This window comes from Natribacillus halophilus (genome assembly GCF_900100185.1).
Classification (GTDB): domain Bacteria; phylum Bacillota; class Bacilli; order Bacillales; family Marinococcaceae; genus Natribacillus; species Natribacillus halophilus.
Map to the genome: position 1 here is coordinate 146,319 of NZ_FNEN01000002.1, position 13,412 is coordinate 159,730.

11 protein-coding genes are annotated in these 13,412 nt (G+C 51.2%); all 11 read right to left on the reverse strand.

Going from position 1 to position 13,412, the window contains the following annotated elements; translation table 11 throughout:
* Nucleotides 1-415: 415 nt before the first annotated feature.
* Nucleotides 416-1,375: a DmpA family aminopeptidase gene (locus BLS58_RS02960; RefSeq protein WP_245723036.1), complete on the reverse strand. Its 960-nt coding sequence runs from the start codon at nt 1,373-1,375 to the stop codon at nt 416-418.
* A gap of 15 nt (nt 1,376-1,390) precedes the next feature.
* A complete protein-coding gene (gene rnr, locus BLS58_RS02965; RefSeq protein ID WP_090396076.1) occupies nt 1,391-3,673 on the reverse strand; it encodes a ribonuclease R in 2,283 nt (760 codons plus the stop codon).
* Between the two features lie 5 nt (nt 3,674-3,678).
* Nucleotides 3,679-4,428: an alpha/beta hydrolase gene (locus BLS58_RS02970; protein ID WP_090396077.1), complete on the reverse strand. Its 750-nt coding sequence runs from the start codon at nt 4,426-4,428 to the stop codon at nt 3,679-3,681.
* A gap of 89 nt (nt 4,429-4,517) precedes the next feature.
* A complete protein-coding gene (gene secG, locus BLS58_RS02975) occupies nt 4,518-4,751 on the reverse strand; it encodes a preprotein translocase subunit SecG (protein WP_090396078.1) in 234 nt (77 codons plus the stop codon).
* A gap of 74 nt (nt 4,752-4,825) precedes the next feature.
* Entirely contained in the window at nt 4,826-6,106 is a 1,281-nt protein-coding gene (gene eno, locus BLS58_RS02980; protein WP_090396079.1) for a phosphopyruvate hydratase, read from the reverse strand.
* Nucleotides 6,107-6,113: 7 nt separating this feature from the next.
* Nucleotides 6,114-7,661, reverse strand: a complete 1,548-nt coding sequence (gene gpmI / locus BLS58_RS02985; protein WP_090396080.1) for a 2,3-bisphosphoglycerate-independent phosphoglycerate mutase — start codon at nt 7,659-7,661, stop codon at nt 6,114-6,116.
* Complete coding sequence (gene tpiA, locus BLS58_RS02990) at nt 7,658-8,416, reverse strand: triose-phosphate isomerase (RefSeq protein ID WP_090396081.1); 759 nt, start codon at nt 8,414-8,416, stop codon at nt 7,658-7,660. The genes gpmI and tpiA overlap by 4 nt, the downstream gene beginning before the upstream one ends.
* A 15-nt stretch (nt 8,417-8,431) precedes the next feature.
* Nucleotides 8,432-9,619, reverse strand: coding sequence for a phosphoglycerate kinase (locus BLS58_RS02995; protein WP_090396082.1), 1,188 nt, complete (start codon nt 9,617-9,619; stop codon nt 8,432-8,434).
* Between the two features lie 69 nt (nt 9,620-9,688).
* On the reverse strand, nt 9,689-10,696 hold the full coding sequence (gene gap / locus BLS58_RS03000) for a type I glyceraldehyde-3-phosphate dehydrogenase (RefSeq protein ID WP_090396083.1): 1,008 nt from the start codon (nt 10,694-10,696) through the stop codon (nt 9,689-9,691).
* A 17-nt stretch (nt 10,697-10,713) separates the two neighbouring features.
* Nucleotides 10,714-11,748 carry a sugar-binding transcriptional regulator gene (locus BLS58_RS03005; RefSeq protein ID WP_090396084.1) on the reverse strand — a complete coding sequence of 345 codons (1,035 nt, stop codon included), beginning with the start codon at nt 11,746-11,748 and terminating at the stop codon, nt 10,714-10,716.
* Between the two features lie 283 nt (nt 11,749-12,031).
* Nucleotides 12,032-13,363, reverse strand: a complete 1,332-nt coding sequence (rpoN, locus tag BLS58_RS03010) for an RNA polymerase factor sigma-54 (RefSeq protein ID WP_090396085.1) — start codon at nt 13,361-13,363, stop codon at nt 12,032-12,034.
* Nucleotides 13,364-13,412 lie beyond the last annotated feature (49 nt).

The window sequence follows — 13,412 nt, forward strand, 5'->3', positions numbered from 1 at the left end:
GAGGGATCAGATGGCCGATGTGATACCTCAAAAGCCAATGGAGACGAGCTGAGAGGGATCAGACTCGCGTTACTATTGGAGATGACACCTCTCGGAACTGCTCCAACCGTTTTCGGGTGTCACTGGGGCGGCCAAGTGATACCACTGGGTACTACTCCGATCATTTTTGAGGTGTCAATTGGAGGTAGAATAGAGTTCGAGCACACAAAATGGTGCATTGCTACAATGGATCAAAAGGAGTGCGCCTTTCATTGCACCTCTGATCAGCATTATTTACCATTCCGAGGTGCATTGTGCCCCCTTCATTGCACCCCCCCGAGCAGCATTATTTACCATTCCGAGGTGCATTGAACCCGAGTGACACCTCTCATCACCGACCCCGCCCACTTTTGGGGTATCACCGATCACAATGCTCTCATCCCCATCGCCTGATCAACCTTTCCAAATCCAGGGCCTTACGCTCATGACCGTTCCTTCCGATCATATCACCAGCCATAGCCAGGGAATTCCAAATCGCTTCTTCCGTTGCTTCAACGGTCGCTTCAAATAAAGGTGTGATCGACGCTTCCCTGACAAATTCAAAGCGCTGCAATGGTTGCTCGCAGTGATGCGGGATGCTATGGGCTGTCGAAAAAGCGATCGCAATATCCCCACTGCCATACGCAGCATATGAACCGGTGCGGGCGAGCCCAAATGTTGTTCTTCGCGCGACCCGTTTGAGTTGTCGTTCATTCAACGGCGCATCCGTGCCGACAATCATCATAATCGAACCATCCGGTTCCTCCCCTTTTGATTCATCTCCGCCAAGCAAATCCTCTTTCTGCCCGAAATTGCTTAGCACCAAAACGCCAACGGTATAATCTCCCACGACACGGGAACTCGTGCCGATGCCGCCTTTATAACCGAAGCAAGACATCCCCGTGCCTGCACCCACGGAACCTTCCGCTACATCAGTCCCTGCCGATTCAATCGCATCAATCGCATCGTCCGCGCGCACACGCAGACCGCGAATGTCATTTAAATACCCGTCGTTGCATTCTCCGACAATGGTATTCACCGTTCCTGTCTCCACCCCAATATCTTCGTTCCGGGAAAATAAATGCTGCAACACGCCTTCCGTGACCGCCGGCACGGAGAACGTGTTCGTGAGCATAATAGGGCTTTCAATGACGCCGAGCTCTTCCAACTGCACAAGCCCGGTCGTTTTTCCAAAGCCATTAATGACGTGAGCGGCTCCGATCACTTTTTCCTGAAACAGATTCCCACCGTGGGGAAGGATAGCGGTTACTCCTGTTCTCACAGACGAGCCCTCAATCAATGTTTTATGCCCTACCTTGACTCCCGGAACGTCGGTCAGCGCGTTTGCTTTCGTCACGATCCCCACATCCTATCACTTGCTCTTCTTTTTCTTCTTCCCTTTTTTGCCGCCGGCTTTGCCTTTATCCTTATTCTTCGGACTTTGGTGATCCTTTGGTCGTCCGCGCTCGCCTTGAATGACCTTGGGCCCTTCCGCCTGTTTGCGGCGCTTACGCTCCGGCATGCCGACGATCTCAAAGTCTATCGTCGGTTCATCCATGTTCACATCGAGGACGCGGACATCGACGGGGTCGCCGATGCGGAACATGTTCGCCGTGCGTTCGCCGATGAGCGCGTATTGGCGTTCATCGTAATGATAATAATCATCGGTCAGGTGACTCACGTGTACGAGGCCTTCGATCGTATTTTCCAGGCGGATGAACAAGCCGAAGTTCGCCGCCCCGCTGACAAAGGCCGGAAATTCTTCGCCGATTTTATCTTTCATGTACTCCGCTTTCTTTAAATCATCGACATCGCGTTCGGCATCCACCGAGCGCCGTTCCATGTCCGATGAATGTTTGGCGATATCCGGAAGCCGCCCCTGCCAGTGGTCCCTCGTCTTTTTGCCGGTTTGGTTTTGCAACACGTATGTGCGAATGAGCCGGTGCACGATCAAATCCGGATAGCGGCGGATCGGCGAAGTGAAGTGGGTATAAAAATCAGCGGCCAGCCCGAAATGGCCCACGTTCGTCGGATCATATTTGGCCTGCTGCATGGAGCGTAACATCACGGTATTAATGACCGTTTCTTCCGCTTCACCCTTAACAGCCTGTAAAATCTCCTGCAGTGCACCGGGGTGAATGTCCTCGCCCCGTCCTTTCATAACGTAGCCGAAGCTCGTGATAAACTCCAGAAAACTTTGCAGTTTCTCCTCATCGGGGTCTTCGTGGATCCGAAAGATAAAAGGGAGGTTTTGCCAATGAAAATGTTCAGCGATCGTTTCATTGGCCGCCAGCATGAATTCTTCAATTAAGCGTTCCGCCACGGAGCGTTCCATAATCTGAACATCCGTGGGATGCCCTTCCTCGTCCATAACGACCTTCGCTTCCGTGAAATCAAAATCAATCGCCCCGCGGGCAAAGCGTTTCTCGCGCAAGATCGCGGCCAGTGCTTCCATGTCTTCGAACAGCGGAACGAGCGTGCGATATTTTTCTCTCGTTTCCTCGTTATGATCAGCGAGAATTTCTTTTACTTCCGTGTAGGTCATGCGTGCAGATGTGCGAATCACGCTGTCAAAAATGTCATGATCCACCACATCCCCCTCGGGACTGATCTCCATTTCACAGGAAAGGGTGAGTCGGTCCACTTGCGGATTAAGGGAACAGATCCCATTGGAAAGCCGGTGGGGGATCATCGGGATCACCCGGTCGACGAGATATGAACTCGTTCCGCGATCTTCGGCTTCAACATCAATGGGCGAACCTTCGTCCACGTAATAACTGACATCGGCAATGTGTACACCGAGATGATAGTTGCCGTTATCGAGGCGTTTGACCGTTACGGCATCATCAAGATCCTTGGCATCGGCGCCATCGATGGTAACGATCGTCTCGTCACGAAGATCGCGACGGCGTTCGATTTCCTCCGGCTTGATTTCCTCGGGAACTGCCGCTGCCTGTGATTGCACTTCTTCAGGAAATTCTCCCGGCAACTCATGCTTATGGATAATCGAAAGAATGTCCGTTCCCGGATCATTTTTATGGCCGAGAATGGTAACGACAACCCCCTCGGCGCCTAAACGTCCTTCCGGGTATTTCGTAATCTCCACGACCACCTTATGGCCTTCCGCGGCTCCATGCTCCTGACCCTTCGGGATGAATACATCATCATACAGCCGCTTATCGTCCGGGGCAACAAATCCGTAGCGTTCATAATCCAGAAAGGTTCCGACGACTCGGCTTGTCCCCCGCTCAAGAATACGGACGACGGCTCCTTCCGCACGATCACCCGAGTTACCGCCTGAGCGTGATTGAATGCGGACGAAAACGGTGTCACGATTCATCGCCCCGGCCAGGTCACCCGGAGCTACATAAACATCATCTTCATCGGGATTTTCCGGTAAAATAAAAGCAAAGCCTTTACGGTGGGCCTGTACTTTACCTTTTAAAAGGTTCATTTTCTCGGGGATCCCATAGCGATTGTTACGCGTACGAATCAATTGGCCATTTTCTTCCAGATGGTTCAGCGTTTTCATTAATACCTTTCGATCAGCGGCTGAATCCATGTCAAGGGCCGCCTGCAGTTCATGAACGCTTACCGGTTTTTTTGCTTCGTCTCGAATATGTGTGAGGACGGATTCAATCGTATCTTCGTTCATTGTTTTCACTCCCAATCTAACCCCTCTAAAAAAGCAAGGATATGCTCATAGACTTTTTCCTTTTCTTTCCACAATGTAATCACGTGAGGCGCATCGTCGTACATTTGCAAATGCTTTTGCTCCGAGGAGACCTTTTCGTAGATAACCTGCGCGCTATCCGGATTGATTCTCTCATCCTGTCCGGCCTGGACGATGTCAACCGGAGCTTCAATTTCATGCAAATGGTCACGAATATCAGCGATCAATCCCTGAATGTCAGACAAAACGTTCAGCGGTTGCTCCTTAAACGTATCCATTTCTTTTTGAATCGTATCTTCATCTTTTTTCTCATATTGCTTGTATTCTTTTGCATACTGAAGGAGCCCGTTATATAAACGCTGGTCCTCTTCATTCGCTATCGCGGGCGCGCACATCGGCGCTATCCCTTTGACTCTGAAAGTATAGCCGACCTTTAATGTGAACAAACCCCCAAGAGAGAGGCCGCAGACAGCCATTTGCTCAAAACCTCGCTCCCGTAAATGATGGTACGCATCCTCAACGGCACCCCACCAGTCCTCGGGTCCAGTCTCCAGCAATTCTTCCGGAGGCACCCCATGTCCGGGAAACAAGGGCGCGTGGGCCGTATAGCCGTTTCTTTGCAAAAACCGCCCGAGCATACGAACATCCGCTGTAGAGCCGGTAAAGCCATGTAACAGCAGAACAGCCCGGCCATTATCCCCCTCGAACGTAAATGGTTTCGGCGGTACAATTTTCAACGATTTCACCTCCGTTATTTATGACATTTCCTATTACGATTCCCATTTTTGACCTTAAAAAAACAACGAGGAGCACTCTCCCCGTTGCTTTACTGTAAAAAATATGCCAATAAAATGGTGCAAACGAAAAATAACACCGCTAGCACGACCGTCGTTTTAGCCAAAAACGATTCAACGCCGCGGGCTTTTTGTTTGCCCATCAACTGTTCCGCTCCACCGGAAATCGAACCTGATAAACCGGCACTTTTCCCCGGTTGCAACAAGACAACCGTGATAAGCGTCACGCTGACAATAATTAATAAAATCGTAACAATGGTCGCCAAGAATCTTCACCTCACGCGCATCTGTGTCTACGTTATAATGTACCATACTGCAGGTAAGTAGACAATGCTACGCCTTAGTCCAGATTATAAAAAGCTTCTTTCCCGGGGTATACAGAGCGACCGCCGAGTTGATCGTGAATGCGAAGCAGTTGATTGTATTTGGCCACGCGATCGGTTCGTGAAGGCGCCCCCGTTTTGATTTGCCCGGCGTTAATGGCAACGGCAATGTCAGCGATTGTGGCGTCTTCCGTTTCGCCGGAGCGATGGGAAATGACAGCTGTGTAGCCCGCTTTCTTGGCCATTTCAATTGCGTCAAACGTTTCCGTTAGCGTGCCGATTTGATTGACCTTAATCAGAATCGAGTTGCCGATGCCGCGTGTAATCCCTTCGGATAGCTTTTCGGTATTGGTGACGAACAAGTCGTCTCCCACGAGCTGAACTCGGTCGCCGATCGTTTCGGTCAGTTTTTTCCATCCGTCCCAGTCGTTTTCGTCAAGGCCGTCTTCAATGGAAACGATCGGATACTTGTCCACGAGATTTACGTAAAAATCGATCATTTCATCAACGTTTTTCACGACGCCCTCGCCTTTTAGGTGATAATTTTCGTCCTCATACATTTCCGAAGCGGCTGCGTCCATGGCAAGAACCACATCTTCTCCGGGTTTATAACCGGCTTGTTCAATCGCCTCGATAATGGTCGAAAGAGCTTCTTCGTTGGATTTTAGATCAGGAGCAAATCCACCTTCATCGCCAACAGCGGTATTATAACCTTTATCTTTTAACACTTTCTTTAAGGCATGAAAAGTTTCTGTACCGATAAGAAGGGCACTTCGGAAATCAGGAGCCCCGACAGGCATAATCATGAATTCCTGGATATCCACGCTGTTATCGGCATGTTCGCCCCCGTTTAAAATATTCATCATCGGCACCGGGAGGGTTTTTGCGTTAAAGCCGCCGAGATATTCGTATAATTCAAGCCCCAGTTCTTCAGCTGCAGCATAAGCGCAAGCCATCGATACACCGAGAATGGCGTTCGCCCCGAAACGCCCCTTGTTCGGTGTACCGTCAAGTTCGATCAACAGGTTATCAATGCCGAGTTGGTCCATGACCTCAACGCCAACGAGCTGTGAGGCGATTTCTCCATTCACATTTTCCACCGCTTTAAGGACACCTTTACCCATGTATCGGTCGCCGCCATCCCGCAACTCGACGGCTTCATGTTCCCCGGTTGATGCCCCGCTCGGAACGAGGGCACGGCCGAGAACGCCTTCTTCGGTCACCACTTCCACTTCGATCGTTGGGTTCCCCCGTGAATCGAGCACTTCCCGTGCCAGTATATCAGCGATCATTGACATCGTTTCATCACCCTTTTTCTTTTAATAGGTTCCGGCCTGTCATCTCCGCGGGTTGGTTAACGTGCATCAGCGCGAGCAGCGTCGGTGCCAGGTCGGAAAGTATACCGTCACTGCGAAGCTCGGCATTGACCGTTTCCGTCACGATCACCGGAACCGGATTCGTCGTGTGGGTTGTCATCGCGTGACCGCCCTTATCAATGACTTCATCAGCATTCCCGTGATCAGCAGTTATAATCACCGAACCGCCTATTCCGTGAATGGCTTCCACGATTCGACCAAGCTGGTGATCCACCGCTTCCACGGCGGCGATTGAAGGTTCAAGCATACCCGAATGCCCCACCATGTCCGGGTTGGCGAAATTAAGAATGATCGCGTCATGCCGGTCATTGGCGATCGTATCCAAAAGCGCCTCCGCGACCGGTTCCGCGCTCATCTCCGGTTGCAAATCATATGTGGGCACTTTAGGCGAATCGATGAGGATGCGCTCTTCTCCGTCAAACACGTTGTCAATCCCGCCGTTCAGGAAAAAAGTCACATGCGGGTACTTCTCCGTTTCGGCGATGCGCAACTGCGAATAGCCCGCTGCCGAAATCACTTCCCCGAGCGTGTTCGGAAGTGATAGCGGCGGAAAAGCAACATCCGCTGTAAATGTATCATGATAGTGGGTCATCGTCACATCATAGAGGGTATGAGGATGCTTTTGCCCGCGTTCAAAACCGGTAAACGCTTCCGTTGCCAATGCTTCTGTGAGCTGGATCGCGCGGTCAGGTCTGAAATTAAAAGAAATCACGGCATCGCGCTCTGAAATCGTCGCCACCGGTTCACCAGCGCTTTTTTGGACGACCATTGGCTCGACGAATTCGTCATAAACGCCCTCGGCATATGAATCATCAACCGCCGCCACTGGGTCGCTCACCTGGTTCCCGGCACCGTAAACGAGCACGTCGTACGATTTCTGGATACGTTCCCAGCGTTGATCGCGGTCCATCGCGTAATAACGGCCGTGCACACTCGCTAAGCGGCCAATACCGATATTTTTCATTTCCGCTTCCAGCTGTTCGATATAGGTTTTTGCACTTTGCTGGTCAACGTCGCGGCCATCCAGAAAGGCATGAACATAAACATCGGAAAGACCTTGTTGTTTGGCCAGCTGCAACAGCGCAATCAAATGGTCGATGTGGCTGTGCACACCGCCGTCAGACAACAAGCCATAAAGGTGAAGGGAACTGTCATTCTTTTTTACATGTTCCATCGCGTTCAGAAAGGCCTCATTTTCAAAAAAGGTACCGGCACGGATGCCTTTGTTAATGAGCGACAGATTCTGGTGCACAATACGGCCGGCGCCTATGTTCATATGACCGACTTCAGAGTTGCCCATTTGCCCTTCGGGAAGCCCCACACTTTCCCCTGAAGCCGAGAGCGTCGCGTGGGGATACTTCTCCCACAAACGATCGAAGTTGGGGGTGTCAGCCTGTGCAACGGCATTTCCTTGCTCTTCTCCTCGGAGGGCAAATCCATCAAGAATGATCAACGCGTGCGGAGGCTGTTTTCTCATCGGGAAGCGGCCTCCAACAAGGAAAGAAAAGACTCTACTTTAATGCTGGCACCACCGACAAGCGCGCCATCGATGTCTTCGTCAGCCAGGTAATCGGCGATATTATCCGGCTTGACACTGCCGCCGTATTGGATACGGACGGCTTCCGCCGAGGACTCTCCGTATTGTTCGCGGATATAGGAACGTATCGTTTTGCACATTTCCCCGGCTTCTTCCGGGTTCGATGACTTTCCCGTGCCGATAGCCCAGACAGGTTCATAGGCAATGACGATTCCATCTACTTGCTGGGCTGAAACGCCTTCCAGCGCTTTTTGCAATTGCCCGCGTACGACCTCGACCGCGCGGCCGGCTTCTCGTTCTTCCAGTGATTCGCCGACACAAACGATAGGGGTCATCCCATGCTTCAACGCGGCATGAAGCTTAAGATTCACCCGTTCATCGCTGTCATTGAACAGCTCGCGCCGCTCCGAATGACCGATAATCACGAGCTGGATCCCGATCGACGTTAAGGCCGGAGCGCTTATTTCGCCGGTAAAGGCGCCGCTCGCTTCTTCATGTACATTTTGTGCGCCGATCATTAATTCCGTGTCTTCAGCTCTTTTTTTCATGTCCTTCAAGGATACCGCCTGCGCGCAAACGGCACTTTCCACGTTCTCTTTAGGGGGGATGCGATCCTTGACCGCGTCAATAAACGCCAAAGCATCCGCATCCTCCACATTCATTTTCCAATTGCCTGCGATAAATGGGGTTCGCATCTTCTGCCACCTTTCTTATTCGGATTGATCATCGATCGCCACGACGCCGGGGAGGACCTTCCCTTCCATAAATTCCAGCGATGCGCCACCGCCGGTGGAGATGTGGTTCATTTGCGCAGCAAAGCCAAATTGTTCAACAGCTGCCGCGGAATCCCCGCCGCCGATAATCGTATAGGCCTGTGCATCAGCAAGCGCTTTGGCCACGCCTTTCGTGCCATCGGCAAATGCCTCCATTTCAAAAACGCCCATCGGCCCGTTCCAAATCACGAGTGCAGCCGTGCCGATCTCTTTTTGATAAGCTTCCACCGTTTTCGGTCCGATATCAAGAGCTTCCCAATCGGCAGGAATGTCTTCGATGTTCACGATGTTCGTCGCTGCGTCCTCTCTGAAATCATCCGCTACCTTCACATCTACCGGAAGGAGGAGTTTAACAAGATTGCGGTCGGCTTTTTCCATAAAATGTTTCGCTTGTTCGATTTTATCTTCTTCAAGCAGAGATTGTCCGATTTCAAGTCCCTGGGCTTTGATAAACGTATAGGCCAAGCCACCGCCGAGCAACAGCGTATCGACTTTATCGAGGAGGTAATCGATGACATCGATTTTGTCTTTCACTTTCGCGCCGCCGATGATGGCCGTAAACGGACGGTTGGGTTCGTTTAATGCCGAATCGAGCACGTCCAGTTCTTTTTCGAGCAACTTTCCTGCAGCGGAAGGCAGATGGTGGGCGATACCTTCGGTCGAAGCATGGGCGCGATGGGCGGCCCCGAAAGCGTCATTGACGTAAACGTCGGCAAGCTCGGCCATCTGTTCGGCGAGCTCGGCGTCGTTCTTTTCCTCGCCTGCTTCAAAGCGTACATTTTCCAGTAAAAGAAGATCGCCGGCAGCCAATTCAGCAAACGTTTGTTTAACGTTTGCACCGACGACCTCATCAACCTTGTGTACCTTTTTTTCCAACAGCTCTTCCAGTCTGCGGGCGACCGGGTCCAGACGCAACTCTTCCACGGTCTCCCCTTTTGGGCGTCCCAGGTGACTGGCGAGAATGATTTTCGCCCCTTTTTCCTGTAAAAACCGAATGGTGGGAAGAGCTGCGCGAATGCGGGTGTCATCGGTCACTTCCCCGTCTTGCATGGGTACGTTAAAATCAACCCGGCAAAAGACACTTTTCCCGGTCCATTCGAGGTCCGCGATGGTTCTTTTTTTCACTTTGGGCACCTTCCTTCTATGTAGGATGGGAGCAAACCCGATTCCAGTCTGCCCCCATTGCTCTCTCCATTATAAACCTTTTCGGGCGATGTGCGCGACTAAATCGACGACACGGGTTGAATATCCGAATTCATTATCATACCAGGCGACGACTTTTACCATGTTGTCTTCAATCACTGTTGTTGAGAGAGCATCAATGGTTGCCGAGTTGGTGTCACCGTTATAGTCACTGGAAACGAGCGGTTCTTCACTATAGCCGAGTACGCCTTGCATGTTCGTTTCCGCTAGTTTTTTCATGGAAGCATTCACTTCGTCAGCCGTCACATCGCGGTCCAGTTCTGCAACGAAATCAACGAGAGAGACGTTTGGTGTCGGCACACGGATCGCGTTCCCGTTCAGTTTGCCATCCAGTTCAGGGAGAACGAGGGCGACGGCTTTGGCGGCACCGGTTGAGGTCGGAATAATGTTTTGCGCGGCGGCCCGGGCGCGGCGATAATCTTTATGCGGCAAATCCAGGATTTGCTGGTCATTGGTATACGAATGGACTGTAGTCATAAACCCGCGGCGCACGCCGAATTCATCGTTCAAGGCTTTCGCGAGGGGGGCCAGGCAATTCGTCGTACAGGAAGCGTTCGAGACGACATGGTGCTCCTCGGGGGAGTAATCTTCATCGTTGACTCCGATCGCGAACGTCTGGTCCACACCTTTACCGGGAGCCGAGACGACGACTTTTTTCGCGCCGCCATCCAGGTGTTTGGCGGCGTCATCACGCTGGGTAAACCGACCGGTAGATTCCACGACGATGTCAACGCCGTACTCGTTCCAGCCGATCTTGGCCGGGTCTTTTTCCGATAATACATGAATTTTTTTGTCAGCGACAATAAGGTCATTTCCGTCAACTTTTACTTCGTCCGGAAAAGTTCCGTGTACGCTGTCATACTTCAGCAAATGGGCAAGCATGTCCGCGTCTGTAAGGTCATTGATGGCGACCACGTCGATATCGTTATTTTCCAGGGCTGACCGAAAAACCAAGCGTCCGATTCTACCAAATCCATTAATTCCTACTTTTGTTGCCACAGTTAATTCCTCCCATTTTAAAATTCATTGGATTGTGTGCCCATGATAGCCGTTGCGGCCCCCTCGTCGGTAATCAATAGGTCACTGGGCCGATACGTCATGTAAGCAACGATGGCTTCAGCTTTGGACATGCCTCCGGCGAGGGTGACGACCATCTGGTCACGACCGAGTTCATCGAGTTGCAAACCAATCGTTTTTTCCTTTTGCACGACCTTTCCTTCGCTGTCAAAATAATACCCGAATGCTTCCGCGATCGCCTCCTGCTCTTTTAAGCGTCGAAGCTTAGACTCATCGGCACTTCGCCTCGTCGCCATCGTTTGGGCCTCCCCGACACTGTGGATGACCATGCGCGGCGAGCGGATCAAGGCCAGGAGTTCCCTGATGCCAGGTTCCTGTATCACCGAATCATACGCGTGATCGCTCAGTTGGTCAGGTACATGCAACAGCCGGTATTGCGCATGGGCCCCGCGCGCCAACTCCGCGCAGATCGTATTGGATTGCAGGTCGACATCTTCTCCGAGCCCTCCGCGCGCAGGCACGAACGTAACATTTTGCAAGTTGGGGTGCGGATAAACGGATGTCGCCAGGGTGGCGAGTGTCGTCCCGCCGGCCACCGCGACCACATCGTTCGGTTCAAGCGTATCAATCATCTCGCTGACACATGCCTGACTCATTTCCTTTTTCACCCATGAGCGCACATCGCTGTCTCCGCTCGTTACAATCACCCGCGAAATGCCGAGGGTTGCCTGCAAATCTTTCTCGAGTTGAGAACGCCCGGAAATGTTTTGCATCGCCGGTCTCAACTGCTCGAGAAGTGCCAACCCTTCATCGGTAAGCTCCATCCCTCCGGATTCCACGCTCAGGAGATTCTGCTCCTTGAAAAGGTCAACCTCGCTGCGGAGAACACGTTCGGAAATCTGCAGTGCGGAAGCAATCGTTCGTCTGCCAACCGGTGCGCTTAACCGTATGAACTGCAGAATATCATAGCGTCGGTGTAGGTTTTTCAAAATGTCCGGCTGTAATTTCTTTTGCCACTCAAGGACATCCAGCATGAAATGAATCACTTCTTTTTTAGTGGGATCATTTTTGTCCCTATGAGTCAATTTTGATCCCGTTTTCTAATTTTATTATAGCTGATTCTTAATATGATTGCAATATATTTAATGTGACCTTTTAGGTGTTTGCTCATTCCGGTGGGAGATTTAGCTCGGGGAGGATTGGGTTATTTTTTCGTGCCTTGTACTTCTGATAGGGAGTTTATTCCATTTCGGGGGGGGGGGGGGGGGTGATCCCGCTGCCCCCGCCAACAAAAAACCGCCCGAATCAACGGGCGGCTCACACGAAACGTTTGCGTTTTGAGGAGGAGGGAATGCTTTGTTCATCCCGATACTTGGCGACGGCGCGCCGGGAAATTTTCACGCCTTCTTCATCCTGGAAACGGTCGGCGATCTTCTGGTCGGACATCGGTTTTTGTTTATTCTCTTGCTCAATCCAACGGCGGATCGACTGTTTGAGCACAGCAGCGGAAATTTCTTCTCCGCCATCTCCGGCAAGCCCTTTGCTGAAAAACGCTTTCAATTCATAGCAACCGCGGGGCGTTTGCACATATTTTTGGTTCGTCGTACGCGAAACCGTCGATTCATGAACATCCGCCCGCTCGGCAATATGTCTGAGTGTCATCGGGCGGAGCTCGCCATTTTCCAGAAAATCTTTCTGGTACTCGACGATCGCTTCGGTTACGGCCCGAATCGTCTGTTGGCGTTGGTCGATGCTTTTCAATAACCATACGAGTTGTTTGTACTTCGAATGGGCGTAATCAAACGCTTCCTTATCGTTGTTTTGCTGGAGCAGATTTCGATATTGACGATTGAGACGAATACGCGGTAACGAATCGTCGTTCAATATAACTTTCCATTCGCCGTCGTCTTTTTCAATATAAACATCCGGCGCGATATACTCTGACTTGCTTTGGCCAAATCCTTGTGCAGGGCGGGGGTTCAGCGTTTGAATGAAATCCTGGGCCGCCTGTATTTCTTCGAGCGTAACTTGCAGTTCTTCCGCCAGCCATTTCCATTTTTTCTCCGCGAACGGTTGCAAATAATGGCTGACAATCGTTTCTGCCAGCGGATATTTTTCAGGCATCGCTTGCATTTGCACAAGCAAACATTCGGCTAAAGACCGCGCCCCTACGCCAATGGGGTCGAATTGCTGCAGCAGATTGCATAACTCGTGATAACGTTCGCTCGTAATATCGAGTTCTCCGACGGCTTCTTGTTCACTTAAGAGCAAATAGCCATTTTCATCGAGATTATGAATGAAATATTCAAGCTGCTCCTTCGTCTTCTGTTCATATTCCAGCATACGAAGCTGGGCAGTAAGATGTACGGTTAATCCCGTGCGAATATCACCCAGACGGTCAATAAAAGGATCATTTCCCTGTTCACCGCTCTGTTCTTCCCGGTCTTGCCACAGCACCGGGCTTTCCGGCACGGCCATCTCCGCGGTGGAATGACTGACTTCCAGCAAAGGGTTTTCCAACGCCTGCTCCTCGATATATTCCGATAATTCTGTAGTCGAGTACTGTAACAGCGAGATAGCTTGTCGCAATTGCTGTGTCATGACAAGCTTCATCGTTTGTTGTTGGACAAGTCCCATTTCAAGATTCATGATCGCGCCCCCCCTTTTATTTGTAAGCGCTTTCTAAAAAGGCATTCTT

Bases quoted from the DNA above. Each gene is read 5' to 3' on its own strand.
- gpmI (WP_090396080.1), bottom strand. From the start codon at position 7,661: ATGAGAAAACAGCCTCCGCACGCGTTGATCATTCTTGATGGATTTGCC.
- rnr (WP_090396076.1), bottom strand. From the start codon at position 3,673: ATGAACGAAGATACGATTGAATCCGTCCTCACACATATTCGAGACGAA.
- rpoN (WP_090396085.1), bottom strand. From the start codon at position 13,363: ATGAATCTTGAAATGGGACTTGTCCAACAACAAACGATGAAGCTTGTC.
- eno (WP_090396079.1), bottom strand. From the start codon at position 6,106: ATGTCAATGATCGCTGATATACTGGCACGGGAAGTGCTCGATTCACGG.
- BLS58_RS03005 (WP_090396084.1), bottom strand. From the start codon at position 11,748: ATGCTGGATGTCCTTGAGTGGCAAAAGAAATTACAGCCGGACATTTTG.
- tpiA (WP_090396081.1), bottom strand. From the start codon at position 8,416: ATGCGAACCCCATTTATCGCAGGCAATTGGAAAATGAATGTGGAGGAT.